The organism is Aliterella atlantica CENA595, assembly GCF_000952155.1.
Classification (GTDB): domain Bacteria; phylum Cyanobacteriota; class Cyanobacteriia; order Cyanobacteriales; family Chroococcidiopsidaceae; genus Aliterella; species Aliterella atlantica.
In genome coordinates this window covers 205,712-231,851 of record NZ_JYON01000003.1, presented here as the reverse complement: position 1 = coordinate 231,851, position 26,140 = coordinate 205,712, and the positions used below count along the sequence as shown (strand labels likewise).

Here is a 26,140-nt window from a genome sequence, read left to right as displayed (position 1 = left end):
ATGAGCCAAAAAGAAGCAGAATTTGAACAGCGAAAGATGCAGATCAACCGAGAAGAGTTGATCGAACGAATGATTCGTCTCGCTCCCAAAAACAGCCTTTTGGAAGTGTCTCCAGGCATTTTCATCTATCAATCGTCGAAACCGACCGAGAGCGAAATTTCTGTACTGAAGCCTGCCTTTTGCGTCATCGCCCAGGGCAGCAAGGATGTGCTTTTGAACGATGAATTATTTCACTACGACTCCGGTCATTACTTAATCTCGACCCTCGATCTGCCAATTATGAGTAATGTCGTTGAAGCCTCTGAAGAAAAACCTTACTTGAATCTGCGGATAGACCTCGATCCGGCGCTTGTGGCTGCGGTGATGATTGAATCCGGCATCGAAACACTCAAAAGCGGCACTGGAGTCAAGGCGATGGATGTCAGCCCAGTTGATGCCGATTTACTGGAAGCGGTCGTCAAATTGGTGAGACTATTTGATACTCCAGACGAAATGAAGTTTCTCGCTCCACTCATCATCCGCGAGATCGTCTATCGGCTTTTGAAAGGAAAACAGGGCACACGACTTAGCCAGCTTATTACCACCGAAGGCGACGCGCAGCGCATCTCCAGAGTGGTCAAGCAAATCCGCGAGAACATCGATCGACCGATGAAAATCGAAGATACAGCCCGCGAACTCGGCATGAGCGTATCAGGCTTTCACCAACATTTTAAAAGTGTTACAGCAATGAGTCCTTTGCAGTTCCAGAAACAAATACGGCTTCAGGAAGCACGCCGTCTGATGCTTGGCGAAAATATGGACGTAGCGAGCGCCAGTTTCCGCGTCGGTTATGAAGACCCGTCATATTTCAGCCGAGAATACAAAAAACTATTCGGTATTCCCCCGCATCGTGACATCGCTGGGCTACGTAGCAATTTAGAGCAATGAGAATTGGACAGATTAATTGGTGCAAAGGACTAATACAAAGCTGCTTGCTTTTTGTTCCGCCGCGTTGAGCGTCAGCAAAAACGGCATGATACAACCGAACAGTGATTGAGCTTATCGAGTAGAATCAATGCCTCTGCGGTTCTCGATTTAACCGTCAATCTCGATAGTGTCCCCAGTGTTTATGCCGCAATCGATCGTCGGGAAGCGAGCAAAGGTAAGACTTTAAATAACCTGGCTCACCTAATATAAAGGAGAGTAGGAGGTCGTTAGAGATGTTACTCTTTTCTGCAACATTCACTTCATGCAAGGCATTTTCATTCAATATATTTACATCATCTTAATCGTTCTTGGGCTGGTCGCGATCGCCAATAAGCTGCAACTGGCTTACCCAATTGTGCTTGTATTGGGCGGACTCGCGCTTAGTTTCATTGCTCCGTTTTCAAATATCACCATCAATCGAGAACTGGTTTTCCTGGTTTTTCTTCCACCCCTGCTCTATGAAGCAGCATGGCAAGTCTCGTGGAAAGAGTTCTGGAAATGGAAAGGGATAATCATCAGTTTTGCTTTTCCCATCGTCATCTTAACTTCGTGCGCGATCGCCTTTGTCTCAAGTGCGCTGATTCCAGGTTTTACTTTAGCGCTGGGCTTTCTCTTGGGTGGCATTATCTCACCACCTGATGCTGTTTCCGCAACAACTATCATGCAGCAGGTAAACGTGCCGAAATCGCTGGTCAGCATTATTGAAGGCGAAAGCCTGCTTAACGATGCCTCGTCGCTGATCGTGTTTCGCTTTGCTTTGGCGGCAGTCCTCACAGGACAGTTCCATCTTCAGGAAGCAGAAGTCAACTTCATTCTCGTTATTTTAATGGGAATATCAATCGGACTGTTTGTGGGGTTGATTTTCTACGGCATTCATCGTTTATTACCTACAACGTCCAGCATAGAAATCGTTTTAACACTGATTACGCCCTACTGTATGTATTATTTTGCCGAACACTTTCATTATTCGGGCGTGCTAGCGGTCGTCAGTGGTGGACTCTTCTTATCCAGCAAGCGCAATAGTATGCTTAGTTACCAAAGCCGGATTGAAGGGTTAAATGTATGGAATAATCTGGTCTTTGTCTTTAACGGGTTGATTTTTTTGCTCATCGGACTCGAATTGCCGTTTGTCATCCGGCAGCTTGGAGACATTAGTTTAGGTAGTGCTATTTGGTATGGATTAATTATCTCTTTGGTGCTGATCGTGACGCGGCTGCTTTGCACGTTAGGAACTTCTGTTTTGATGAGATTCATGAGCCGCTTTATCGCCGTGTCAGATCCTAATCCAGGATGGAGAGGTCCGCTGATTTTCGGTTGGGCGGGAATGCGCGGCGTGGTATCGCTTGCCTCCGCACTTTCCGTCCCGATACTCACTCAAGAAGGACAGCCGTTTCCCTATCGCAACCTGATTTTGTTTATCACTTTTATCGTCATTCTAGTGACCCTGGTTTTTCAAGGATTAACGCTTCCTTTGCTGATCCGCAAAGTGAAACTCAAAGATAGATTCACTATCATCCCCGAACAAAAGCAGGAGATAATTATTCAAAAAAAATTAGCGCTGGCTTCGCTGCGATTCCTAGAAGAAAAATACAGCCAAGAGCGATCGCGAAATGAATACTTGGATAATCTGTTCTCGAAGCTCGAAATCGAACTGAGGTTTTTCAATCGGCAACTTGAAGAATCAGATTTTGCTTGGCAAAATTCATTAAAAGGCTATCGCTCCATTTACCTAGAAATGCTGGAGCGACGACGAGATTTGCTTAATAAAATGAATCGCCGTGCCGAGTTTGACGAAGAGTTAATTAGGAAATATCTTTCATTAATTGACGTGGAAGAATTTAGAACTCGGAACAACGGTTTACAAGAATTGGACACTGATTAAGGAGATTTTACCCGCAAGCAAAGGAAAACGATCGCAAGTAAAGTCTGTTTGATCGCAGGAAGCACCAGCACGAGCGCTTTCCAGCATTAGCCTTTGTACATAATCTCATTGCGACTAGCCGCCCCTAAAGGTGCAGGAGTATCTTGCAGCGAACTAGGAGTTATAGCAGCCGGAAGATTAGGGGCGACTTGCAATTGCTGCAATAGATTTTGCAACAGCCGATCTTGTCCTTGGCGGAAGCGTTCGATATCCGATCCCCCGTTAATTGCGGCAAACCACACCAAACCGCGATCGCGCGTAGGCATAACTCCTGCTAAAGCACTAACTTCATTAAGCGTACCAGTCTTAATTACTGTATGTAAGGGAATTTGACGAGTTAGTAACGTCCCTCGACGATCGCGTCCCGATACGGGAAATAAGTCAGCAACAGTTAACTGGTAAGGTGACAATTGCCGTTGAATTGCCATCAACATCGCACACGCTGCCCTCGGAGAAATGCGATTTCCCATCCCCAAGCCCGAACCATTGACTAACTCAATTTCGGCGATTGGCACTCCTGCTGTAGTCGCTGCTTTGCTTCGTACTACCTGCACCCCACCTAGATTGTAAGCTAGCATTTCCGCCATCTCGTTGTTGCTATAGACATTCATTTCCTTAAGAATTTGTGCTAGCGGCAAAGAGCGATGACGCAAAAGTAAAATTTGTTTGGGGTTATTTATAGTTGCTAGTTGTACCGAACCTGCGATCGCAACTTGCGGGCGCGGCGTACCTTGAGGCAAAGTTAAATATTGATTTTCTATTAATTGCGACCAATTAGCGGCATTTAAAGCTTGCTTGAGCAACTCCCCCGATGCTATAGGGTTGAATTTGTAATTCATGACAAAGTTGCCACTGACAATCAAATTGCCCGTAACGCGGCTAATACCCATTGCTTGCAAACTGTTACCAAGAGCGATCGCTTCTTCCCATACAAAAAAAGGATCGCCCCCAGCTTGAATGACTAAATCTCCTTGCAATACGCCATTTTTTATCGGACCTGTAGCGCTAACTAGCGTTTGAAACTGATACTCTGGTCCCCATGTTTTTAAAGCAGCTAAAGACGTAGCAATTTTAGTGAGCGAAGCAGCGGGCAAAGGCACTGTTCCCTGATGATTTGCCAGCAAAATCGGTCCTGACTGTATCCATACTCCCTGATTTGCCTCTACTCGCCCTGCAGCTTTTAATTGCTCAATGTACTGCTGTACCACCGTCGCCCCCACAGGCGTGCGATCGGGAGCGAGGACTAGACTAGGGCTGCTTTGCAATGATAGAGCTTCTATAGGATCGAACTTTGGACTTTTCACCCCAGCCATATCCAGCCACAAGGAAAGCAACCCCGAACCAAATAACTGCAGCATGGTTTATGCCTCTTTTGCAAGTAGTTTTCTCGCTATAAATCAATCACAGTTTAGCGCCCTAAAAAAAATTCCAGGCTCTAAAGAGCGTATTACACAGCGTTATTGACTAAAATTACCGCAACTTCGGGCAATTTTGTTTGCCAATCTCTAGCTAATTCAAAGTAAGATTGCAAGTATGTTGGAAAGCATCTGGTAAAATTTTGAAGGTTTCTACAACTTTAATCAATGGGAGCTACTCGCGCACGGATCGCAATTGATGCCATGGGTGGGGATCATGCCCCCGCCGAGATTATTACAGGGGCGCTGCGAGCAAAAGAAGAATTAGGGGTAGATATATTGCTGGTGGGCGACCCCCAGCAGATCCAAGCTGCCCTCCCGCCGCAGCCTAATTTAGGGCAAATAGAAATTGTACCTGCCGAAGGGACAATTGAAATGCATGAGGAGCCTTTGGGTGCGATCAAGCGCAAGCCCAAAGCTTCGATCAACGTAGCAATGGATTTAGTCAAGCGCCAGCAAGCCGACGCTGTAGTATCGGCAGGGCATTCAGGCGCGGCAATGGCAGCAGCGCTGTTGCGCTTGGGACGAATCAAAGGCATCGATCGCCCAGCTATTGGTGCGGTACTGCCCACAATTGCTAGTAAACCAGTGTTAATTCTGGATGTTGGTGCAAATGTTGACTGTCGCCCCAAATTTTTAGATCAGTTCGCTGTGATGGGAAGCGTTTACAGTCAGTACGTGCTAGGAATTTCCGAGCCAAAAGTTGGATTGTTGAATATTGGGGAAGAACCTTGTAAAGGGAACGACCTATCAATTCGCGTCCACGAAATGCTAGAAAAAAATCCTAGAGTCGCCTTTATTGGCAATGCTGAAGGGCGCGACGTGCTTTCTGGTCGTTTCGATGTGATTGTTTGCGACGGTTTTACAGGCAACGTGCTGTTGAAGTTTGCTGAAGCAGTGGGCGAGGTGATGTTGCAAATTTTGCGAGAAGAACTTCCTCAAGGCTTACACGGTCAACTTGGTACGGCAATCCTAAAGCCTAACCTCAGACGGATCAAGCAGCGTGTAGACCATGCCGAACATGGTGGCGGGTTGTTATTAGGAGTTGCGGGAATTTGCATTATCAGTCATGGTAGTTCGCAAGCGCCTTCAATTTTTAACGCAATTCGGATGGCAAAAGAAGCAATTGACCATCAAGTATTGGAGCGCATCCAGTCACAAGAACGCAACAATCGACAATCGGCAATTGGTAGTAGTGAAGCAAATAGCGATGATTGAGGAATGAACTTAATTAATCGCCTGATATCTAGTTTGCCCCTCACGTTGGGAGAATTATTTTGCAAAATTTAGGTGTAGCAATTACAGGAAGTGGCTCGGCAGCACCAAGCACTTGCTTGGACAATGAGACACTCAGCCAGCTAGTCGAAACCTCTGACGAGTGGATAGCTTCGCGGACGGGAATTCGCCAAAGGCGACTAGCCCAAGCATCAGAGTCACTGAGCGCGATCGCAACTTCCGCAGCAAAAGAGGCGATCGCAATGGCTGGGATTAGCCCCCTAGATGTAGATTTAATTATCTTGGCAACTTCTACCAGCGACGATTTATTTGGCAGTGCTTGTCAAATTCAAACTCAACTAGGAGCAATCAATGCAGTTGCCTTTGACCTAACAGCGGCTTGCTCTGGATTTATATTTGGGCTAGTTACTGCTGCCCAATATATTAGAACAGGCGTTTATCAAAATGTAGTGTTAATTGGCGCAGATGTTTTGTCTCGCTGGGTAGATTGGCAAGACAGGCGTACCTGCGTTTTGTTTGGCGATGGTGCGGGAGCAGTAGTCCTGCAAGCGCATCAAAGCGATCGCTTGCTAGGTTTTGAAATTAGAAGCGACGGCACGCAAAATAGCTCCCTTAACTTATCCTACAGTCCTCAATCGCAACAATTAATGCCTGGTGTGGCTGTAGGGAAGGGGAATTTTCAACCAATTACCATGAACGGTAAAGAAATCTATCGCTTTGCCGTCCAAAAAGTTCCAGAAGTCATTGACAAAGCCTTATTTAGAGCGAACTTGAGCGTAGATGCGATCGATTGGTTGCTCCTACATCAAGCAAATCAAAGGATTCTCGATGCTGTCGCCGATCGCATGAATATTCCCAGTCATAAAATTATTAGCAATCTCGCTAAGTACGGCAATACCTCCGCCGCCTCTATTCCCTTAGCCTTGGATGATGTAGTGCGTACTGGTCAAATCAAAAATGGCGATATTATTGCTGCATCAGGATTCGGTGCGGGTTTAACCTGGGGGGCAGTAATTTTTCAATGGGGTGTGTAGAGACGTAGCAGTGCTACGTCTCCACTTCATATAGCAGTGCTAAGTCTCTACACGGGCGGATAAATAAAATTTGACTTTAACAATTAAAAACCAATCAATGACTAAAACAGCGTGGGTATTTCCAGGGCAAGGTTCGCAAGCAGTGGGGATGGGCAGCGATTTATTTACTTTGAGTGCAGCCCAAGACAAGCTTGCCCAAGCTGAGGATGTTTTGGGCTGGTCTGTGCCGGAAATTTGCCAAAGCCAAGAAGATAAAATATCTCGTACTGTATATACGCAGCCTTGTTTGTATGTAGTAGAGAGTATATTAGCTGATGCAACGCGCGATCGCTCAAGTCAGCCCGACTTAGTCGCCGGACACAGTTTGGGAGAATATACAGCCCTCTACGTTGCTGGTGTATTTGATTGGCTGACAGGGTTGCGTTTAGTCAAGCACAGAGCCGAATTGATGGATAGCGCTGCTGGTGGCATGATGGCAGCACTAATTGGTTTTAACCGCGAACAATTAAACGAGCAAATTGCTCAAACTCCTGATGTTGTCCTAGCCAATGACAATAGTTCGGCTCAAGTAGTCATTTCTGGCACTCCAGAAGCGGTAGAAGCAATATTATCTAAAGTAAAAGCAAAAAAGGCTGTGCCTTTAAATGTATCGGGTGCATTTCACTCGCCCTTAATGGCTCAAGCTGCAACTCAATTTGAGGCAGTTTTAGAAATTGTCCAATTTGCTCAAGCTCAAATTCCGGTACTATCTAACGTAGACCCCGAACCCTCTACAGAGGGAGAGGTACTAAAAGCGCGTCTCATCGGGCAAATGACAGGTTCCGTCCGCTGGCGCGAAATCTGCGAGCGTTTACCATCTGAAGGTATCGAAAAAGTAGTAGAAATCGGTCCTGGGACAGTGCTAACAGGTCTAATCAAACGTACCTGCCCCAACATCGCCCTAGAAAACATCAGCACTATCGAAAACCTACCCAACTAAGCAACTTAAACCTACTAAAAATCCAACTCAAAACTCAAACCTATTCCCAAATGGGCAAAAGCCGCGAACCAGCAATTAGTCTGTTTCTTTATCACCTATTTAAATGGTCAGTTGTTAGCCCTACGCTGCATCTTTACCTGCGAGGGCGCATTTATGGGGTGGAAAATGTCCCCAAGCGCGGACCATTGGTAGTTGTCAGCAATCATGCTAGTCACTTCGACTCGCCGATTCTTTCTTGTGCTTTACGTCGCCCTGTGGCTTATATGGCAAAGGAGGAACTTTTTGATATTCCTATTTTGGGTAAAGCAATTCAATTGTATGGTGCTTATCCAGTAAGTAGAGGTGCAGCAGACCGTAGCGCTATCCGTTCGGCGCTGAAGTCTTTAGATAATGGTTGGGCTACGGGATTATTTTTAGAAGGTACTCGCACCCCAGACGGACGCATTACCGAACCTAAACTCGGTGCAGCGCTGATTGCTGCTAAGGCGCAAGCGTCCATCTTACCAGTTAGTTTGTGGGGAACTCAAGGAATTTTGCATAGAGGTTCGCCTATTCCTCATTCTGTCCCCGTTACAGTTAGGATTGGTGAAGCGATCGCTGCGCCTAGTTCTACAGATAAGCTGGAATTGCAAGCTGTGACGCAAAAATGTGCCTTAGCAATTAAAGAACTCCACGATTTAGGGCGTTAAATGTAGTTAGGGAAAATATACCGCGCGAGAGTAGCGATAGAGTAGCGATCGCGTCTAATTTAGTCATACCTTTAGGCATATAAATGTTTGACGAGAGCGGACATGAATGAATTATCTAATAAAGATTTTTGGGATAAATTAAATAATTTAGCTTTAGTTCGCTTTTTATTACTATTTCTGTCTGGCTGGGCTGCAGTTACCCTTTTAGCCTATTTTGAAACAGTTATTGTAATTTTTACCTCAGCAGCGATTCTCGCTTTTTTACTTAGCTTTCCTGTACGCTGGTTGCGTCGTTTTTTACCTCACGGTTTAGCTGTTGCTATAGTTTTCCTATCTAGCATTCTGATTTTATGTGGGCTTACAGCTACCGTAGGTTTAGCTATTTTATATCAAGGACAACAATTAATTGATAGTGTTACTGCGTTTCTAAATTCTTTAGCACCTGTAGTTGGACAAATAGAAGACTTTCTGCGGACGAGAAATTTGCAGGTAAACTTAGAGGGAATTGAAGAACAATTACGCACGCAAGCTTTGGGGTTGATTGGTTCTGGTTTGGCAACGTTGCAAATATTTCTAGCTAATTTAGTAACGCTAATATTGATTGCTGTTGTCGCTTTATTTATGTTGCTAGATGGTGAAAGGTTATGGAATCTAGCCCTGAAGGCTGTACCAAGACAATTACGCAATAGATTAAATGCAGTTGTAAAGCGCAAGTTTCTTGGTTTTTTTAAAGGGCAATTATTGCTGATGATATTTTTGTCAACAACTAGCTTTTTAGTCTTTTTGATATTGCGAGTACCTTTTCCTCTAGTTTTAGCTTTAATAGTTGCTATTTTTGACGCTGTCCCTGGAATTGGGGCTACATTAGGAATTAGTATAGTTACTCTAGTTGTCCTATCTCAAAACGTTTTTTTAGCAGCACAAGTATTGATTGCTTGCATTGTACTCCAACAAATTCAAGATAATTTAATTTCGCCTAGAGTCATGCAAGATTCCCTCAATCTCAATCCAGTAGTAGTGTTTTTTGCTTTATTAGTAGGAGCGAAAATAGCAGGATTGTTAGGCGTATTTATTTCTATTCCTATTGCAGGAGTATTAGTTAGTTTATTTGAAATAGACGAGATGAAAGCAGAAGCCTAAATAATTCGTAATTCGTAATTCGTAATTCGTAATTTCAAACCCTTGATTTCAGTAATGGGGTAACAATTACCAGTTATTGAGCTATAGGGTACTAATTTCTTAAGTTATTTAAGTTGTATGTTTTTGGCGACAGTTCAATTTTCATGTTACACGTTAGTTTCTAGTTACAATTTCGCCGATCGCATAGCTGGCAAACAAATCTAGAATAAAGTTATTGAATACAAATAATAAAATATGGCAGATATTAGAGCAGACTTAGCCGAAAATCTGGACGAAGCAGAATGGGAATGGCTAATTCCTCATGTCCAACGCGATAGCGTGTTAGTGGTAGCAAATGAGTTAGATTTGCTTGATGTAGGTGTAGCGCTAGCTAGCGATAACGTACCGTCAGTGCAGCATTGGATTAGCGAACAACTAATTCAAAAACCTTCGCAAAATCAGTTAAGTGATTGGAATGGCGATCGCCAAAGGCGGTTTAATACCCTGATTGTCCAACCTTTTGTCCTCGTCCAAGAGCCTGCAAGCTAGCTATTTTTTGTCTTTGGCAAAAGTTGAACCTGTATGCCCGGTAACTACCCACAGCAAGGCTCTAGCGCCATCACGCAAAGCTTTTCTTAAGGGTTCGGGCGATCGCTTACTTGGCACTATTACAGGTTCAAAGTCTATCCCTCTGCTACCAAAAACGATTTCACCAACAATTTGAGCGCGGCGCATATGCTCTTGGGATGTAACCAAGTACACTTTAGTAATTCCCCGCGCTTGAAAATCATCTACAAGGGTAGTGAAGTTTGTTACTGTATCTACTGCTTGAAAATCTAAATACAAGCGACTGGGGTTAATTCCGGCGTTGGTAAAAACCCGCGTAACGTAATTTTTGTTGGTGCTACCCGAAGAAACCCAAATTGGCAAATTATGATGTTCCAGCGCTAACTTAGCAGCAAAACGCTCTCGCTCTAAATCTACTGACGAGCCGCCTAATACTAATACAGCTTGAGGTTGTTCTAAGCCTCTCACTTGTTTATAGCCCAACCAGAAAAAAACTGGCACAGCTAGGACAATTATCCACCGAGAGAATTTGCCCTGGGAGCGTCGTTTTTTGGTAGATTTGCGATTTTGCCTGCTTCGTAACATAATCTCGCGCTATGGCACGATAATCTAGATTAACAGGCATTGGACGGGACTGGTGCGTCTCGAACGCACGACCTAGCGCTTCAGATTTGTGTGAGTTTCCCCACTCTCTGGACTATATCTTCACCATAGGTTTTTAACCTTTAGGTGGCAACCGTTTAGTCTCTACACCTTCCTGAAATAATTCTGTAGTTCGATCTACAAATCAATTTTAGGCTTGGCTCGGTATTCCCATAAAGTTTTTGCTTTTTAGGGTTCACCGACTTTGATCGCATTCATACATAAAGTTTCCTCTATGATGCCCGATATTTCAGGAGGCGCTCGCTCTATCCAACTGAGCTACAGCCCCAGTTATCAAACAGTTATTATCCTAGCATTACTCAGCTAGAACATAACTTTTAACTCGATAACCATGCGCCTTCCCAATTACTTCCGCCTGTCTCTAATCCGCATAGCGAACTATGGGCGCTAAGAATTACATTTGATTTACCTTGATGGCGCGATCGCAATTCTAAGCTAAGTTGTCCTCGCATTGTATCTTGGCAAACAAACATTAATCCATTTTCTGTCGGCGCACGCAAAGGAGTACCAGGCAAATTAGTTGTACCAGTTAAACTAATCTCAAACTCAGAATTAGTTGCTTGCATTTGCCATTTACCCCAAGGCTCAATATTCCAGCTAACACGGGAGTTCCAGGGGACAAACTCGTAAAATTTGCCTTCGTAGTGCAAGCCAATCATTGCTACAGATTCCATCCACCACAACACGCCGCGCCTACCACCGCCTGCTGTTAATGCTAAATCTGGTTCGTCATCAAAACTATTGCAATTTAGCCAAAACCACTTTTGCGGAAAAGCACCGCCCCAATTTTTCTCGCCGTAAGCGGGGGCGTTAGTAAATTCATAGCGTTTTCCCCGCCAATCTATCCAGCCTGTTGCCAAGCCGTGAGCCATCAAAATTTGCCAACCTGGTTCAAAAATTGGTAAAGATGACAGCAAACCTGCGGTAGATTGCTGAGGCTTATTACTACTTCCCCAACCGTATATAGGCTGAATTTCGTACTGCCAACTGCAAGCGCCCATACCCCCAGGATCGTTAATTTTACCTTGATTTAAGGTAGCCGAGGCTTGATAGCCTTCTAATATATCACGGTCAAATTCTGCTGGTTGCAACCACTGCGGTTGAGTAGATAAATTTGTTTTGCCCCAATGACCAAACTCTAGCTTCTGGGGACTAGCAAAGAAGCGTTTGACATCAGGAAAAGTGCGCCAGAGATACTCGTCATCAATGCCCAGAACTTGGGCTGCGCCTCCGCTGTGGGGTTTATTGTCAATCGGGTCTTCTATTGAGTACATGAAAGCAAAAGTTTGACCGATTTGAGGCAAAGTGACGCGATAATACCAACCTTCAAAAAAGCGGCGACTGCTACCATCCCACTGATAGCCACTATGAGGAGTTTGGAGATTTTTGGGAATACTAACCATGAAAACTTGTTTTAGCTGCTCTTTCTATTGTGAGCGATCGCTTCTAGCCTAATTCATCCTCAGTACACAAAATTACAGTGGCATTCTTATTTTTTTGCGTAATACTCTTGATACCACTTAACAAAGCGTCCTAGCCCTTCTTCTATTGATGTAGTCGGCTTAAATCCTACATCTTGGATCAAATCATCTACATCCGCATAGGTAGCAGGAACATCGCCAGGCTGCATTGGTAGTAAATTTTTGATTGCTGTTTTACCAAGAGCTTTTTCAATAACTGCGATAAACTCCATTAACTCTACTGGCTGGTTGTTGCCAATGTTATAAATTTTGTAGGGAGCAGTATTTGCTGTAGGATCGAGGCTGGTTTGAGGAGGCTTAGACATGACCCGAAATACACCTTCAACTACGTCATCAATGTAGGTAAAGTCGCGCTTCATCTTCCCAAAATTGTAAACATCAATAGGTTTATCTTGAGCGATCGCCTGCACAAATTTGAAGTAAGCCATATCTGGTCTACCCCAAGGACCATAAACTGTAAAAAAGCGCAGTCCTGTAATTGGCAATTTGTATAAGTGACTGTATGTATGAGCGATTAGTTCGTTGGCTTTTTTAGTTGCAGCATACAAAGAGACTGGGCGATCTACGTTATCGCTGGTAGCAAAAGGGACTTTGGTATTAGCTCCGTAAACTGAACTAGAAGAGGCAAATACTAAGTGCTTGGTTTGATGCTGACGACAAGCCTCTAATAAGTTGACAAAGCCTACAAGGTTGCTATCTACGTACGCAAAGGGATTTTCAATTGAGTAACGCACGCCTGCTTGCGCGGCTAAATTGACGACACAATCAAAGTTCTGCTCTTGGAATAAGTAACTTAGCCCTTGGCGATCGAATAAGTCAAGTAATTGAAACGTAAACTTAGGCTGGGGCTGGAGTTGAGCGAGTCTATCTTTCTTCAAGCTGACATCGTAGTAGTTATTGAGGTTGTCAATTCCATAAACATTTATACCCTCTGCTAACAAACGCTCTGCTAAGTGATAGCCGATAAATCCAGCTACTCCTGTAACTAATACATTCATTTGCGATCGCCTCTGCTAAGGTCTGCAAGCTGTGTGCTACTTTTTACGCTTCATGTATTGAAACCAAGCTCAAGTATTTGCCTCGATCGGGAATCTTGCTGCTTAATTATCTAAATATAAATCAAATCTATCTAAACTTTTTACTTAAAATATTGCTTTTCTTGAACTTTCTTTATATTTTCCTATAAATTGTTCAATCTCTAACTGTTGGAATAAATTTAACTAAATATTCATCATTGTATTATTAATAGCTCGTAAGCTCTAATAAGTGTGTAATTCATATACCAGTACCTTATGTCTATGTTTTTACTAGCATTTCTCATGCCAAAAAGTGAGATTGTATTTAATTCATTTTAAATAATAATCGTTATTACATATTTTTGTTATTAAATCATTTTTTATAATTAATTGAGAACACTCGCTTAACTGAATGAAAATTTAGTACATAGTTCATGAAAATTGCTTATCTTACGAGTTATGACGTTTTAGATTCTTCGCAGTGGACAAAGAAAAAAGTAGGATTGTATGGCGCAGGTTATCACCTAGCTAAAACTCTAGAATCTCAACTTGTTCCTTTAGAATACATTGGACCAATAAACTACAATTCTCCATCTCTAATTCATAAACTCAAATGGCATTTTAATCGCCAACTGTTCAAAAAAGATTATTTCTATTTTCTAGAGCCATCAGTTCTCGAAGAATACGGCAAGCGGATTTCTCAAAAAATTGCTAAATCTAATTCAGATGTAGTTTTATGTCCAGAAAATACTCTACCTATAGCTCATCTTAACTGCGAACAGCCTATAGTTTTATGGACAGACGCACCGCTATCAGCATCAGTCAATTTATATGCTTGGTTAAATAATTTATCTGATGAAACTACTAAACATCTCTATGAGATGGAGAAACTTGCCCTAGATAAATGTAAATTAATTATATTTTTATCTCAATGGGCTGCTCAAAATACTATTGAAACCTACGGAATAGATCCGGCAAAAATTAGAGTAATTCCTTGGGGAGCAAATTTAGATAATCACAGAAATAGCGATGATATTCAGGCAATAGTAGAATCCAAAGCTAGCGATCGCTGTAAGTTATTATTTATTGGCGTAGACTGGTTTAGGAAAGGAGGAGATATAGCTTTTGAGGTAGCCAAAAACTTGAATGAAAGCGGTATAAAAACAGAATTAACCGTAGTTGGTTGCGAACCTGCAATCGATGGAAGCTTACCTAGATATGTAAAAAACCTAGGTTTTATTAACAAGAATACCCGCGAAGGTGCAGCACAAATAAATAAATTATTTAGCGAGTCTCATTTTTTAATATTACCATCGAGAGCGGACTTTTCTCCTCACGTGTTTTGTGAGGCTAACTCTTTTGGACTTCCTTGTATATCGACTCAAGTAGGTGGGATTCCTACTTTGATTAGAGATAATTTGAACGGCAAAACTTTTGCGCTCAAATCTACTATTTCAGACTATTGCAGTTACATTAGTGCAGCGATTGATAATTATAGTGACTACAAAAAGTTAGCTTACTCATCATTCCATGAATATCAAACTCGCTTAAATTGGGCGGTAGCTGGAGAAACAGGAAGACAGGTTATTAAAGACATATTGTAGTTTGTTTATTAGTGAAATTTGACTAACCTGCAATTTGCACAGTTACTATTTTAAAACTCGCAAGTATTGGTAGATAAAGTCTTATGAGGTTTTTATGACAAAAATTTCTGTAATTATTCCTGCATATAATGCAATGGCTTACTTGCCAACTGCTTTAGCAAGTGTTTTAGCACAAACTTTCACAGATTTTGAAGTATTAATTATCAACGATGGTAGTTCCGATAACATACTGCAATGGGCTAAATCTTTAGTAGATAGAAGAGTCAAAATAATTTCTCAAACCAACAAAGGTGTATCAGTAGCTCGCAATACAGGAATTAGTAATGCACAAGGAGAATACATTGCCTTTTTGGATGCTGACGATTCATGGGAACAAACAAAATTAGCAAAACAAGTAGAGTTTTTAGACACTCATCCAGCGGTAGGGTTAGTTTCTACTTGGGTAACTCTTGTTAATGAAAAAGGGGATTTTTTGTCAGAAGCAAAGCTGCGGTTTAAATCAAAAAATATTTGGCAACAAATGATCGAGCAATGTCTAATATCATGTGGTAGCGTACCGATGGTGCGTCGCGATTGCTTTGCAACCGTTGGCTTATTCGATCCAAATTTACAATTTGGTGAAGACTGGGAAATGTGGACGCGCATTGCTGCACGATACAATTTTGGGCTGATAGAAGAATGTTTAGTTAGCTATCGCCAGCATACTAAAAATGTGTCTAAAAAGTCGCAAGAGATGACACCAGATTTTCACAAATTAATTGAGAAGATGTTTGTCTCTTTACCTGCCGAATTATTATATCTTAAAAAGCAATCCTATGGGCGTTCTTATCTTTACATAGGTTGGAGAGCTTTAGAAAACAAAGATTACCCAGGTGCTAAATCCTACTCCCATCAAGCACTAGCTTACTATCCACAGTTAGCATTCTCAAAAAGTTGTCTCAGGTTGCTGTTGCTAACGGCAATCAAAAGTAGGCTAGATTCTAAAAGTTATCGAAAAGTTAGCAGCTTTATGCAGCAACTACAAAATGCTATGCAGTAGAAATCGCTACAAATCGTGAATTTCGAGCAAGTATGCCTAATGTCTTTACCTAAGTATTCAGTGCTGCGGTAGAGCAAATTAGTGTAAGAGTGATGTGTACTTTTCTTTTTTCCTTTTAAGCTACGCGTAGCACTTTTATGGGGTTAAACAGACTTTCTCTACTGAGGGTATGCAGTTTAACCATTGACGGGCAGATTGAGCAAAGTCTTGGGGACAACCGCTGACACAAAAACGAGTGGGTAAAGAGGGCTGAGGGTTTGCCAATCCCAAAAATTTGAGCCAGTCGCCAGCAGTTTCTACCACTGCAAAAGCAGGATCTAGTAACTGTACTGTAGGTGGCAAAAGACTTCGCAATATAGGTGCAAGATGCGGGTAATGGGTGCAACCATATACTAAAGTATCGATGTTTCGCTCTAATAATGGCTCCAAATAGCCTTTAGCAACCTCAGTTGTATAGGGGTCGTAAATCCGGTTTTGTTCGATTAAAGGGACAAACTCAGGACAACCTACTTGCCAAACTTCAACACTAGGATCGACCGCTAAAATTGCCCGTTTGTAGGCATTGCTAGCCGCTGTAGCTGGAGTTGCAATTACTCCAATCCGGCGACCTAGTTTAGTCGCAGCGATCGCTCCTGGGGCAATTGTACCGACAATCGGCATCGGAAATTCAGCTTGTACGATATCTAAAACAATTGCAGAACTGGTATTGCAAGCCATAATTACCATCTTTGCCTGTTGCTGTAACATCCAGCTAATTATTTCCCGCCCAAACTGCAAAATTTCCGCAGGAGAGCGCGTACCGTAAGGGACTCGCGCTGTATCGCCAAAATAAATAATTGATTCGTTTGGCAATTGCTGATAAAGCTGGTTGAGGACAGTCAACCCGCCCACACCGCTATCAAAAACGCCAATACAAGCTGAAGGCGATTTAGCAATAGGTGGGTTGGACAATGTACTAGAAGATGCAAAAGATTGAGACACAGGCTAAAAGATTAACGTTGTTGGATGTACTGCAGGATACCACGAGCGATCGCTTCTGCCATTTGATTTTGATATGCAGCAGTTCCTAAACGAGGAGAATCAACTGCACCTGTCACAAAACCAACTTCGACTAAAACTGAAGGCATAGAGCTTTTTCGCAGTACGTAGAACCTGGCTTTTCGCACGCGGCGATCGCGGATATTAATATCTTGGAGTACGCTACTATGAATTGCCCGCGCCAGACCTTGACCGCTGCTATAGTAATAAGTCTCTAAGCCATTTACATCAGTCCTATTTGCTGGCATAGAGTTAGCATGAATGCTGACAAACAAATTTGCATTAGCGCGGTCTGCAATTTCTACTCGCGGCGCTAAATCGACAAAGTAATCGCTATCTCTAGTCATTACTACTTGGATGCCTTTTTTCTCCAAAATATCGGCAATTTTTTTGGATATCGGCAGAATTACGTTTTTTTCTTGCAATCCCCTCAACCCAATTGCCCCAGGATCTTTACCGCCATGTCCTGGATCGATAACTACAACAATTCGCCCTTGTCCGACGCGGCGCGGTTTGGGCGAAGCTGCTGGAGTCGGTGGCGGTTCAATTGTCGGGATAGTAACTACTTCAGGCTGCTTTTGTGGCGGAATCGGCGGTGCTGAAACGATAGTCGAACGCTGCAATTGCAGGGCAAATAGTTCTGGAGAAGGTTGGTTGAGTTCTCCTAAGCGCACTCCCGCTGCTGGTAAAACTGAAACTATCACGGTGCGGGGAGTTGGCTGCTGTACTCGCACCCGCAGTAAAGGATCGTCACTATCTAAATTTGGTCCTTTAACTGAGCGCGATAACTGGGCATCAGCAAAAGTGATGCGATACATTCCCGAAGATCGGTCCCAACCGCTAGTATAAGTCAAGCTTTGGTCGGTTCTAATCAGTAGTTGATTGCGATCGCCATTTAGTTCTACCGCCTCAATAGTTGCTACATTAGCCGACTGTTTGGTAGAAGAACTAGAAATAAATACATCTGGATCGTCGTTGGTACGATTGTTAGTAGCAACAACGCTAGTTCTGCCTAAAGGCAGAACTGTATAGCCACCAAAGCGACTAAATGATGCTTGCCAATCGGGGCTATTTGCTCTTACTTGCATCGTCATTCGCACTACAGGCGGCGAAGACTGCACTTGATTTAGCTGAATATTATTGATACCGAGACGATTGACGCTAATATTTGCTGGCGCTAGATTTGATAGCGTCGCCCCTTTGAAGTCTACATTGATTGTGTCGCGATCGCGGCTGCGATTAACATTAACTTGCGGATTTCCCTTCCCGCGAGTACGCACGAACAAGCCGTCAGCTGTAACTGTCACGTTTTGAATTTGCAGCCCAGTTTCCGATCTACTAACTGTATTTCTACTTAAAATCGGTCTTTTATTTTGTAAGCTGCTATTGGTGGTGACAACTGAAAATAATTTTCTGGGACTAGAGGGCGTACTAGCTTGGCTCAAAGAACGAGATAACGGACGGTTACTACTAGGTGCTGGTGGATTAGAAGCTATTTTTTGCGGCTTAGGTATCTTAACTATCCAGTAAGTTGGCGAAGTACCTCGGACTTTAACTTGCTGAGGATCGAGTTGATAACCTGGGCTAATTTCTACAACTACACGAGTTGTACCTTCTTCAAATTGTCCTACACGAATACTACGAATCGCCCCACTATATTCTTGCTTTACAGTCGAGCGCTCTAAAGTCGTTCCTGGTAAGTCAATGACTAAGCGAGTTGGGTTAAAAATTAACTTGGCTTGAGGTTGAACTCCACCTTCAGTTTTGAAATACAACTGATTTTGACCAGCATCAAAACGCCAAGATTTTAGCTTTGCAGCCTCAGCCGCAGAGGATAAGACAAAAACACTTAAAATACTGGGTAGTAGCCAGTGAAATTTCACAATTTTTTCTCCTAATTCGCATTCATCCCAGCCGTTAAAGCCTGCTCTTAACTATGAGTTAATTTGCACTCCACCATCTGCTGTAATGTTGGGTTAGATGCCGACTTTGAGTATAGCTGAGTATAAGTAAACATCCGCATCCTAAGCTGAAAAAACCTACTAAAATCTGTCTTGCTGGAGCGAGCCAGAATCAAAAGCTAGGTACTCTATAAAGGGGTCAGCTTACACCACGATCGCACCGAAATCAATATTGAGCGATCGATTTCCCTAAAAATACACCACAATTAGTAAAAAGTGTATTTGTAAGCGAAAGAGAAATTTAGCATAAGTATCTCTTAAAGCAGTTATAGATTGCGAGGACGCATAACTATGCTCTCAAGTTTCCTCTAGCTATTTATTAGACTTCTTGCAAAAGTAGGCAACGCTCTGTAAATTAGCAATCTTATCTTCTCCCGAACTCCTCCTTGTCCATCGCAATTATGGATTTATGCAAGGGATATCAAGGACAAGGGAACCACAGGGGCATCGAAATTTCCCTATCTATTTGGCATCTGTTGAACCAAAAGACTCGGTAGCAGGTGTTGGGGTATCACTACCTAATGGTTCGGTTGATGCAGGGAAAACAAATCTTAGCAAAGGAGGAGCAAGAAAAGTTGTGAGTATGACCATGACAATAATTGCTGCTTCTAGGGGTTTAGATAGAACGCCGCTAGCTGAACCTACACCAGCAAACACTAACCCAACTTCACCTCTAGGAATCATTCCTACCCCGATCGCTAAACGATTGATGTTGGGTTGACCAAATACAGCAAGCCCTGTGACTACCTTACCAACGATCGCGATCGCAATGAGAAACGAAGCAATAATCAAACCCTCGCGGTTGCTAGGTACTAATGGATTGAGTACGCTTAAATCTGTTTTAGCGCCGACGCTAACAAAGAAAATCGGTACTAGCATATCGGCAATTGGACAAACTTGTTTTTGCAATTCTTTGCGCTTATCAGTTTCATCAAGCACAAGCCCAGCAGCAAAAGCACCTAAAATAGCTTCTAATTGAATCGCCGCAGCCAAGTAAGACATCAAAAAAGCGAAAATAAACGCCGGAATTGTAATTCGTCCGCGAGTTTTCAGCTTATCTGCGATCGTGACAAAAGAATGATTGAAGACATTTCCCAGCAAAATCGCCCCAAGTAAGAAGCCGCTGGCACTAATAATTAAATAAATCACATTGCTGACATCGATTTCCCCCGTCTTTGCCAAGCTAGCAACTACAGCCAAAACGATAATTCCCAGCACGTCGTCAATCACCGCCGCGCCTAAAATAATCTGCCCTTCCTTAGAATTGAGCGTACCAAGTTCAGACAACACCTTAGAAGTAATGCCGATGCTAGTAGCCGTCAAAGCTGCTCCCGCAAAAATAGCCGGAATTGCTGCGACGTGAAATAAAGTCATCAATCCCGCAGTACCCGCAGCAAAAGGGACAATAACACCTACAACTGCTACTATGGCAGCTTGATAGCCTACTTCCAGTAGTTCTTTTAAATTTGATTCCAGTCCAATTTCAAACAGCAGCACAATCACACCAAGTTCTGCCAAAACTGAGACTACTTCCGACTGAGTTTGAAAAGTTGTCACAGCAGCATCAGGAGTCAATCCCGCAGTAGTTTGCAAAAAATGCACGATTGCAGAATTAGCACTATTTCCTCCACCTTCAGGAAAGACTAAAAGATGCAAAGCAGAGACCCCAACTACAACACCGCCAACTAATTCGCCCAGTACAGGAGGCAAACCTATTGAGTTAGATAATTCCCCGCCAATTTTGCTAGCAAGGTAAATTGCAACTAAACTTAGCAGCACCCCAGCAAGTACCAAAGGAGCGCTTTCGGGTTCTGTAGTAGTTGCTACTGTTCCCCAAACGGGAACAAGAGCCGAAGTCAGCAAGTCAAGAGCGGCAGTTGCATCTAAATCCATTGGCTACCCACGAAATCATCTTTTTTACTGTACAAGCTTGCTATAACTGTGGCATTGAGAAATTGAGTTTTTAGCAAGAAGTTAGAAGATAAAAGGTAGAAGCCAGAACGATTGAGCAGTTACAGAAAATATTTTTGGTGAGTGAAGAGTGCTATGAAAACTAAGTCGATTGACGCTGCTTGGCAAAGAAAAAGTATTAAAAACGACGATAAGAGCGATGGGCGAAAATCAATTGCTTGGGACAGAGTGCGCGATCGCTTTGTGCTACTATCTTTATACTTAGGTCTTGTATGTATAACTTTTACAAATTCTGCTTTAGCCCAAGATAGAGGGCAAATCCAAAATATGCTGGTAAGAACTCTTACTGTGAGCGGTCGCGGTGTGGAATCAATTCCGACAACTTTAACAGAGGTACGTTTAGGAGTAGAAGTTCAACGCAAGACAATTACAGAAGCCCAACAAGAAGCAGCGCGGCGTTCTGATGCTGTAGTATCGCTATTAAAAGCCCGTCCCCAAGTTGAAAAGCTGCAAACTACGGGAATCACGCTCAATCCTGTTTACAGCTACAACAACAACACCCAAAAATTAACGGGTTATATCGCTACAAATACCGTAAGTTTTCGGGTTCCTACTGAAAAAATTGGGATGTTATTAGATGAAACCGTCAAAGTAGGGGCAACGCGCATAGATGGGATTAATTTTGTCGCTACAGATAGCGCCGTCTCTGCGGCGCAACAACTAGCGTTAAGAAAAGCTACTCAAGACGCACAACAGCAAGCAAATTCCGTATTGAGTTCGCTTAACTTGACACCTAAAGAAATTGTCAGTATTCAAGTGAACGATGCCAACGTACCCCCACCACAGCCATTATTCCAAGCCGAGCGGGCTACAAGTCTTGCTGCTGATGCCAAGGTAGCAACGCCAGTAGTCGGCGGCGAACAAAAGGTAGAAGCATCAGTTACCTTGCAAATTAGCTATTAATCTCCGTAGGGACGCTGCAGTATTGCGTCCCTAACTTTAAAATCCGTCGCTACCATTACCAGTAGGAGATTCATTATCGCGCTTAGAGCCTAATAGCTCCAATCTATCTACTAGGATAACTGGCGTAGAACGAGTTGTTCCGCTATTGTTGCGATCGCTCCAAGTATCAAAGCGCAAAGAACCTTTTACGCCAATTAATTTGCCTTTAGGAGCGTAGTTAGCTGCTACCTCGGCTGTCTTGTTCCACAATTCCAAGTTAAACCAGTCTGGTTCATCGCTATTGCGCGATTGGCGGTTAACTGCCAGTGTCATTTTACAAACTGCTTTACCGCTTGGTAGATACTGAATTTTAGGCTCCCCACCCACGCGCCCGACTAAATGCACAACGTTAAGACTCATATCTATTTATATACAGTACAGGTGTACTCTAACATCGTGCCTCTAATCTTCAAAAATTGCAAATCCGAGCAGACAAGAAAATCTGATTGAAGCATATATATTGGCTTGTTCCCCTATAGTCTTCCTTGTCCCCTACTATCTTCCTTTTTCCACTAGACGCAAGAGCCAAGACGTAATAAAATCCAGCACGTTATCATTTTGCTGTGACAGTAGAACTCGTTAAACTTGGGGTGGCTAGGCGCGTGGGTCTTTTTGGTTTTTTTAGTCAGTCTTCCTTATCTAGGGACATGGGTATCGACCTCGGTACTGCCAATACCCTCGTTTTTGTATCTGGTAAAGGTATTGTTCTGCAAGAACCTTCAGTAATTGCAGTCGATCGCAAAGAAAAAGCAACGCTAGCAGTGGGAGAAGATGCCAAAAAAATGTTAGGCAGAACTCCTGGCAGTGTAATTGTTAGTCGTCCTTTACGTAATGGCGTAATCGCTGACTTTGACACAGCAGAAATGATGCTCAAGCATTTTATGCAACGGGCAAATGGTGGTAGAGCAATCAATCCGCGCATAGTAGTTGGTATTCCTAGCGGCGTTACAGGTGTTGAACAACAAGCACTAATGAATGCTGCACTGCGAGCCGGAGCTAGAGAAGTTCACGTTATTGACGAACCATTGGCAGCAGCAATCGGCGCAGGTTTACCTGTAACTGAACCAATTGGCAACATGATTGTCGATATAGGTGGCGGGACTACAGAAATTGCCGTGTTGAGCTATCAAGGCACAGTAGAGAGCGAATCAGTAAGGGTAGCAGGAGACGAACTAAATGATGCGATCGCCCAATATATGAAAAAGATTCATAACATGGCGATCGGCGAACGTACGGCAGAAGAAATTAAAATTCGCATCGGTTCGGCATATCCTAGCCGCGATGACGATGAATCAATCATGGAAGTACGCGGACTGCACTTGCTTTCGGGATTGCCGCGAACTGTCACAATCAAAGGTCCAGAAATTCGTGAAAGCCTATCAGAACCTCTATCAATAATTATTGATGCCATCAGGCGAACTTTAGAGAGAACTCCACCAGAACTTGCTGCTGATATTGTCGATCGCGGCATTATGCTAGCTGGAGGCGGAGCATTACTAACAGGGCTAAATACATTAATCAGTCACGAAACGGGAATTATTACTCATGTAGCCGACGAGCCTTTAAACTGCGTAGTTTTAGGTACGGGGAAAGTTTTAGAAAACTTTAGCAAAATGGAACGAGTTTTTGCTGGACGCTCTCAGCATCAGTAATTCGTAATTCGTAATTCGTAATTCGTAATTATCAGCGGGTTAGGGGGATCGTATGTATATTATTCGGCGCTGGTGGGATAAAAATAGATGGAGTGCGATCGCCATTGGTTTAGCTCTGGTTGCGGCGTGGATAATTCGTCAAACTCAAGGAGCGGCGGTTTCTGAGTTGATTAACACTATCTCGCGTCCGTTTCAATCTCATCCTACTCAAGACGAGCGGTTAAGCGATGCCAGGACTATAGAGCTAAAATCGCGTTTGGCAGAACTAGAAAGCCAAAACCAACAGCTAAAAAAGCTACTGAACTACCGTACAACAGCGAAAAATTCCCTAATGACTCTCGCGCCTGTAATTGGGCGCAGTGCTGACGCTTGGTGGCAGCAAGTAACTTTAGGGCGGGGCGAGCGTGCAGGCATTAAAGTCGGCTTTGTAGTTACTGCTCCTGGTGGCTTGGTAGGGAGAATTGTTAGCGTTACGGCAAATACAAGTCGCGTATTGCTAATTAGCGATCGCACAAGTCAAGTAGGCGTTACTATTAGTCGCAGCCGCTACACTGGTTTTTTGCAAGGACGCTCCTCTACTCGCGCTGTGATGCAATTTTTTGAAAAAGTCCCCGATGTCCGCCCTGGCGACTTTGTGGCTACATCTCCTTATAGTCAAATATTTCCCAATGGCATCCCTGTTGGCAGGGTAGAATCTGTAAACTTGCAGAAAAGCCCTGCTCCAGAAGCCACAATTGTCCTGACATCTCCCCTCAACTCTTTGGAGTGGGTTTTTGTTCAACCTAAACCTAGTCAAGCCCAGGAGTGAGAAACGCGTGCAAGCTTCAAATAGATTTTTGCGGCAGATGTTTGGGCGTTTTTTTAGCAGTTTGCTGGGCAGTTGGGTGGTAACTGCTAGCTCGGTGATGTTATGTCTGCTGTTGCTGACAATTCGCTTGCCAGGAATGGAACTGTTGGGTATTGCTCCTAACTGGGCGTTGATTTGGGTAGTAACGTGGAGTGTCAAACGCGCGATCGCTATTAGTGCTATTGCTGGCTTAATTATTGGACTATTGCAAGACAGTATGACTGCGGCTATTCCTACTCACGTGCTGAGTTTGGCGTGTGTAGGTGTATTAACAGCACGTTTGAACAAGCAACGATATATTCAAGAAGATTTTATTTCTATTGCTCTAATTGTCTTTGGCATGACAGTAGTAGCAGAAACAATAACTGCCTTTCAATTTGCCATTCCTAGCAACGTTACTGGAATAACTGACTTAGTAGATCGATTGGCACTAAATTTAGTAGACATTTGGACGCAAAGGCAGCAAATTATTCTTTGCGAAGCAATTGTTAGCAGTCTGTGGGGTCCTGTGGTTTATTATCCTCTTAACCGTTGGTGGCAATATAGCAGTAATTCGTAATTCGTAATTCGTAATTCGTAATTGTAAGAGGGGATACAGGGTAATTTGAATAATTTGTAATTCGTAATTGTAAAGAGGACTATAGAGGGATCGAAACCTTTTAATTAGCGCTAGCGCTTTTGTCGGTACGACTTTATTATTAGTAACTTGATGTGAATCAACCAAACGATTTGGATAAAAACCAGCCCTCCAGCACCTTCACTGATGTCGATCGCGATATGATGCAACGCTGCTTGTCGCTAGCCCGTAAAGCTTTAGGAAGAACTGCTCCTAATCCGCTAGTTGGTGCTGTAATTGTGCAGGATAGGCAGATTGTTGGTGAAGGTTTTCATCCTGGTGCGGGGCAGCCCCACGCCGAAGTTTTTGCCCTCCGAGCAGCAGGCGATCGCGCCCAAGGAGCGACAATCTATGTCAATCTAGAGCCTTGCAATCATTATGGGCGTACTCCCCCTTGTAGTGAGGCTTTAGTTGCGGCTCAAGTAGCAAAAGTAGTAGTTGGCATGGTCGATCCTGACCCTAGGGTATCGGGTGGTGGAATTGCTAGATTGCAAGCAGCGGGAATTGAAGTTGTTGTCGGAGTAGAAGAAGCTGATTGCCGTCAGTTAAATGAAGCTTTTATCCATAGAATTCTTTATCAGCAGCCATTAGGAATTTTGAAGTACGCCATGACTTTAGATGGCAAAATTGCTACGAATAACGGTCATAGTGCTTGGATTACAGCAGAATTAGCCCGCAACGAAGTCCATCAACTACGGGCGGCTTGCGATGCGGTAATTATTGGTGGCAATACTTTAAGGAAAGATAACCCTCAGTTGACTACCAGACAAACAGATGCGCCTCAGCCATTACGAGTAGTTATGAGCCTTTCATTGGACTTGCCAGAACAAGCTTACCTATGGCAAACTACGGCAGCACCAACGTTAGTCTTAACTACAGTCGGCGCTAAGCCAGATTTTCAACAGCGATTGCTGGCAAAGGGGGTGAAGGTAGTAGAATTAGCACCACTATCGCCAAAAGAAGCAATGAACTATTTGTATTCTTTGGGTTTGATGTCAGTGCTATGGGAGTGTGGCGGTACTTTAGCTGCTAGTGCGATTTCTCAAGGCGCTGTGCAGAAAGTTCTTGCCTTTATTGCTCCGAAAATTATCGGCGGTAGTATGGCTCCATCACCTGTAGGCGAACTAGGTTTTACTAGCATGACTCAAGCTATTGTTTTAGAGCGATTGCGGTGGCGGAGCGTAGGCGATGACTGTTTGGTAGAAGGTTATATTCCTATAGAGCAGAAACCAACTATTGAGTTACCACAATAGACCTCTTGCATAAGTCCATAATTTCAACGGACAAGGGGGATTACAGGGGGATCGGGGACAAGGAAGAAGAAAATAGGATTGCTAATTTACAGAGCGTTGCCTACTTTTGCAAGAAGTCTAATAATTCTGTA

General features: G+C 43.3%; 23 protein-coding genes. 15 read left to right on the top strand and 8 right to left on the bottom strand.

Going from position 1 to position 26,140, the window contains the following annotated elements; all coding sequences use genetic code 11:
* Together UH38_RS04990 and UH38_RS04985 are read left to right on the top strand one after the other, a co-directional pair.
* Entirely contained in the window at positions 1–927 is a 927-nt protein-coding gene (locus tag UH38_RS04990; RefSeq protein WP_045053514.1) for an AraC family transcriptional regulator, read from the top strand.
* A gap of 301 nt (positions 928–1,228) precedes the next feature.
* On the top strand, positions 1,229–2,848 hold the full coding sequence (locus UH38_RS04985) for a Na+/H+ antiporter (protein WP_045053513.1): 1,620 nt from the start codon (positions 1,229–1,231) through the stop codon (positions 2,846–2,848).
* Between the two features lie 86 nt (positions 2,849–2,934).
* On the opposite strand, the gene UH38_RS04980 is transcribed toward UH38_RS04985, so the two are convergent.
* Positions 2,935–4,245, bottom strand: a complete 1,311-nt coding sequence (locus tag UH38_RS04980) for a D-alanyl-D-alanine carboxypeptidase (protein ID WP_045053512.1) — start codon at positions 4,243–4,245, stop codon at positions 2,935–2,937.
* 225 nt (positions 4,246–4,470) lie between these two features.
* On the opposite strand from UH38_RS04980, the gene plsX reads away from it, so the two are divergent.
* The 6 genes from plsX to UH38_RS04950 all read left to right on the top strand — a co-directional run bounded on the left by plsX (position 4,471) and on the right by UH38_RS04950 (position 9,908).
* Positions 4,471–5,520 (top strand): phosphate acyltransferase PlsX, encoded by a 1,050-nt coding sequence (gene plsX, locus UH38_RS04975; RefSeq protein ID WP_045053511.1) that lies wholly within the window; start codon positions 4,471–4,473, stop codon positions 5,518–5,520.
* 59 nt (positions 5,521–5,579) lie between these two features.
* Complete coding sequence (locus UH38_RS04970) at positions 5,580–6,572, top strand: beta-ketoacyl-ACP synthase III (RefSeq protein ID WP_045053510.1); 993 nt, start codon at positions 5,580–5,582, stop codon at positions 6,570–6,572.
* 97 nt (positions 6,573–6,669) lie between these two features.
* On the top strand, positions 6,670–7,551 hold the full coding sequence (gene fabD / locus UH38_RS04965; RefSeq protein WP_045053591.1) for an ACP S-malonyltransferase: 882 nt from the start codon (positions 6,670–6,672) through the stop codon (positions 7,549–7,551).
* Between the two features lie 50 nt (positions 7,552–7,601).
* Positions 7,602–8,240, top strand: a complete 639-nt coding sequence (locus UH38_RS04960; protein WP_045053509.1) for a lysophospholipid acyltransferase family protein — start codon at positions 7,602–7,604, stop codon at positions 8,238–8,240.
* Positions 8,241–8,342: 102 nt separating this feature from the next.
* The gene (locus tag UH38_RS04955) at positions 8,343–9,380 is read left to right on the top strand and encodes an AI-2E family transporter (protein WP_045053508.1); all 1,038 of its coding nucleotides are present in this window, start codon (positions 8,343–8,345) and stop codon (positions 9,378–9,380) included.
* A gap of 234 nt (positions 9,381–9,614) precedes the next feature.
* Positions 9,615–9,908: a DUF2288 domain-containing protein gene (locus UH38_RS04950; RefSeq protein ID WP_045053507.1), complete on the top strand. Its 294-nt coding sequence runs from the start codon at positions 9,615–9,617 to the stop codon at positions 9,906–9,908.
* Here UH38_RS04950 and UH38_RS04945 read toward each other — a convergent pair whose 3' ends face one another.
* The 3 genes from UH38_RS04945 to UH38_RS04935 all read right to left on the bottom strand — a co-directional run bounded on the left by UH38_RS04945 (position 9,909) and on the right by UH38_RS04935 (position 13,068).
* Complete coding sequence (locus UH38_RS04945; RefSeq protein WP_082065304.1) at positions 9,909–10,511, bottom strand: YdcF family protein; 603 nt, start codon at positions 10,509–10,511, stop codon at positions 9,909–9,911.
* A 395-nt stretch (positions 10,512–10,906) separates the two neighbouring features.
* Positions 10,907–11,992 carry a tocopherol cyclase family protein gene (locus tag UH38_RS04940; protein ID WP_045053506.1) on the bottom strand — a complete coding sequence of 362 codons (1,086 nt, stop codon included), beginning with the start codon at positions 11,990–11,992 and terminating at the stop codon, positions 10,907–10,909.
* A gap of 86 nt (positions 11,993–12,078) precedes the next feature.
* Positions 12,079–13,068, bottom strand: a complete 990-nt coding sequence (locus UH38_RS04935; RefSeq protein ID WP_045053505.1) for an NAD-dependent epimerase — start codon at positions 13,066–13,068, stop codon at positions 12,079–12,081.
* 452 nt (positions 13,069–13,520) lie between these two features.
* On the opposite strand from UH38_RS04935, the gene UH38_RS04930 reads away from it, so the two are divergent.
* Together UH38_RS04930 and UH38_RS04925 are read left to right on the top strand one after the other, a co-directional pair.
* On the top strand, positions 13,521–14,690 hold the full coding sequence (locus UH38_RS04930; protein ID WP_045053504.1) for a glycosyltransferase family 4 protein: 1,170 nt from the start codon (positions 13,521–13,523) through the stop codon (positions 14,688–14,690).
* Between the two features lie 94 nt (positions 14,691–14,784).
* Entirely contained in the window at positions 14,785–15,729 is a 945-nt protein-coding gene (locus UH38_RS04925) for a glycosyltransferase family 2 protein (protein ID WP_045053503.1), read from the top strand.
* Between the two features lie 135 nt (positions 15,730–15,864).
* On the opposite strand, the gene murI is transcribed toward UH38_RS04925, so the two are convergent.
* The 3 genes from murI to UH38_RS04910 form a co-directional block, all read right to left on the bottom strand.
* Positions 15,865–16,680, bottom strand: a complete 816-nt coding sequence (murI, locus tag UH38_RS04920; protein ID WP_045053589.1) for a glutamate racemase — start codon at positions 16,678–16,680, stop codon at positions 15,865–15,867.
* A gap of 41 nt (positions 16,681–16,721) precedes the next feature.
* On the bottom strand, positions 16,722–18,650 hold the full coding sequence (locus UH38_RS04915) for an N-acetylmuramoyl-L-alanine amidase (protein WP_045053502.1): 1,929 nt from the start codon (positions 18,648–18,650) through the stop codon (positions 16,722–16,724).
* A gap of 540 nt (positions 18,651–19,190) precedes the next feature.
* The gene (locus tag UH38_RS04910; RefSeq protein WP_045053501.1) at positions 19,191–20,621 is read right to left on the bottom strand and encodes a cation:proton antiporter; all 1,431 of its coding nucleotides are present in this window, start codon (positions 20,619–20,621) and stop codon (positions 19,191–19,193) included.
* Positions 20,622–20,774: 153 nt separating this feature from the next.
* Here UH38_RS04910 and UH38_RS04905 point away from each other — a divergent pair, with 153 nt between their 5' ends.
* Positions 20,775–21,602, top strand: coding sequence for an SIMPL domain-containing protein (locus UH38_RS04905; RefSeq protein ID WP_082065302.1), 828 nt, complete (start codon positions 20,775–20,777; stop codon positions 21,600–21,602).
* Between the two features lie 36 nt (positions 21,603–21,638).
* Here UH38_RS04905 and UH38_RS04900 read toward each other — a convergent pair whose 3' ends face one another.
* The gene (locus UH38_RS04900) at positions 21,639–22,001 is read right to left on the bottom strand and encodes a single-stranded DNA-binding protein (protein ID WP_072044883.1); all 363 of its coding nucleotides are present in this window, start codon (positions 21,999–22,001) and stop codon (positions 21,639–21,641) included.
* A 242-nt stretch (positions 22,002–22,243) separates the two neighbouring features.
* On the opposite strand from UH38_RS04900, the gene UH38_RS04895 reads away from it, so the two are divergent.
* The 4 genes from UH38_RS04895 (at position 22,244) to ribD (ending at position 26,009) form a co-directional block, all read left to right on the top strand.
* A complete protein-coding gene (locus UH38_RS04895; RefSeq protein ID WP_268748863.1) occupies positions 22,244–23,293 on the top strand; it encodes a rod shape-determining protein in 1,050 nt (349 codons plus the stop codon).
* 52 nt (positions 23,294–23,345) lie between these two features.
* Complete coding sequence (gene mreC / locus UH38_RS04890) at positions 23,346–24,101, top strand: rod shape-determining protein MreC (RefSeq protein WP_045053499.1); 756 nt, start codon at positions 23,346–23,348, stop codon at positions 24,099–24,101.
* A 37-nt stretch (positions 24,102–24,138) separates the two neighbouring features.
* Positions 24,139–24,699: a rod shape-determining protein MreD gene (mreD, locus tag UH38_RS04885; protein WP_045053586.1), complete on the top strand. Its 561-nt coding sequence runs from the start codon at positions 24,139–24,141 to the stop codon at positions 24,697–24,699.
* A gap of 218 nt (positions 24,700–24,917) precedes the next feature.
* On the top strand, positions 24,918–26,009 hold the full coding sequence (gene ribD, locus UH38_RS04880; protein ID WP_082065310.1) for a bifunctional diaminohydroxyphosphoribosylaminopyrimidine deaminase/5-amino-6-(5-phosphoribosylamino)uracil reductase RibD: 1,092 nt from the start codon (positions 24,918–24,920) through the stop codon (positions 26,007–26,009).
* The last annotated feature ends 131 nt before the right edge of the window (positions 26,010–26,140 follow it).

Excerpts from the sequence above, each read along its gene's own strand:
- UH38_RS04900 (WP_072044883.1), bottom strand. The coding sequence starts at position 22,001 with ATGAGTCTTAACGTTGTGCATTTAGTCGGGCGCGTGGGTGGGGAGCCT.
- UH38_RS04925 (WP_045053503.1), top strand. The coding sequence starts at position 14,785 with ATGACAAAAATTTCTGTAATTATTCCTGCATATAATGCAATGGCTTAC.
- UH38_RS04990 (WP_045053514.1), top strand. The coding sequence starts at position 1 with ATGAGCCAAAAAGAAGCAGAATTTGAACAGCGAAAGATGCAGATCAAC.
- UH38_RS04940 (WP_045053506.1), bottom strand. The coding sequence starts at position 11,992 with ATGGTTAGTATTCCCAAAAATCTCCAAACTCCTCATAGTGGCTATCAG.
- ribD (WP_082065310.1), top strand. The coding sequence starts at position 24,918 with ATGATGCAACGCTGCTTGTCGCTAGCCCGTAAAGCTTTAGGAAGAACT.
- UH38_RS04930 (WP_045053504.1), top strand. The coding sequence starts at position 13,521 with ATGAAAATTGCTTATCTTACGAGTTATGACGTTTTAGATTCTTCGCAG.
- fabD (WP_045053591.1), top strand. The coding sequence starts at position 6,670 with ATGACTAAAACAGCGTGGGTATTTCCAGGGCAAGGTTCGCAAGCAGTG.
- UH38_RS04980 (WP_045053512.1), bottom strand. The coding sequence starts at position 4,245 with ATGCTGCAGTTATTTGGTTCGGGGTTGCTTTCCTTGTGGCTGGATATG.
- mreD (WP_045053586.1), top strand. The coding sequence starts at position 24,139 with ATGTTTGGGCGTTTTTTTAGCAGTTTGCTGGGCAGTTGGGTGGTAACT.
- mreC (WP_045053499.1), top strand. The coding sequence starts at position 23,346 with ATGTATATTATTCGGCGCTGGTGGGATAAAAATAGATGGAGTGCGATC.
- UH38_RS04945 (WP_082065304.1), bottom strand. The coding sequence starts at position 10,511 with ATGTTACGAAGCAGGCAAAATCGCAAATCTACCAAAAAACGACGCTCC.
- UH38_RS04960 (WP_045053509.1), top strand. The coding sequence starts at position 7,602 with ATGGGCAAAAGCCGCGAACCAGCAATTAGTCTGTTTCTTTATCACCTA.
- UH38_RS04985 (WP_045053513.1), top strand. The coding sequence starts at position 1,229 with ATGCAAGGCATTTTCATTCAATATATTTACATCATCTTAATCGTTCTT.
- UH38_RS04905 (WP_082065302.1), top strand. The coding sequence starts at position 20,775 with ATGAAAACTAAGTCGATTGACGCTGCTTGGCAAAGAAAAAGTATTAAA.
- UH38_RS04950 (WP_045053507.1), top strand. The coding sequence starts at position 9,615 with ATGGCAGATATTAGAGCAGACTTAGCCGAAAATCTGGACGAAGCAGAA.
- plsX (WP_045053511.1), top strand. The coding sequence starts at position 4,471 with ATGGGAGCTACTCGCGCACGGATCGCAATTGATGCCATGGGTGGGGAT.
- UH38_RS04910 (WP_045053501.1), bottom strand. The coding sequence starts at position 20,621 with ATGGATTTAGATGCAACTGCCGCTCTTGACTTGCTGACTTCGGCTCTT.
- UH38_RS04935 (WP_045053505.1), bottom strand. The coding sequence starts at position 13,068 with ATGAATGTATTAGTTACAGGAGTAGCTGGATTTATCGGCTATCACTTA.
- UH38_RS04955 (WP_045053508.1), top strand. The coding sequence starts at position 8,343 with ATGAATGAATTATCTAATAAAGATTTTTGGGATAAATTAAATAATTTA.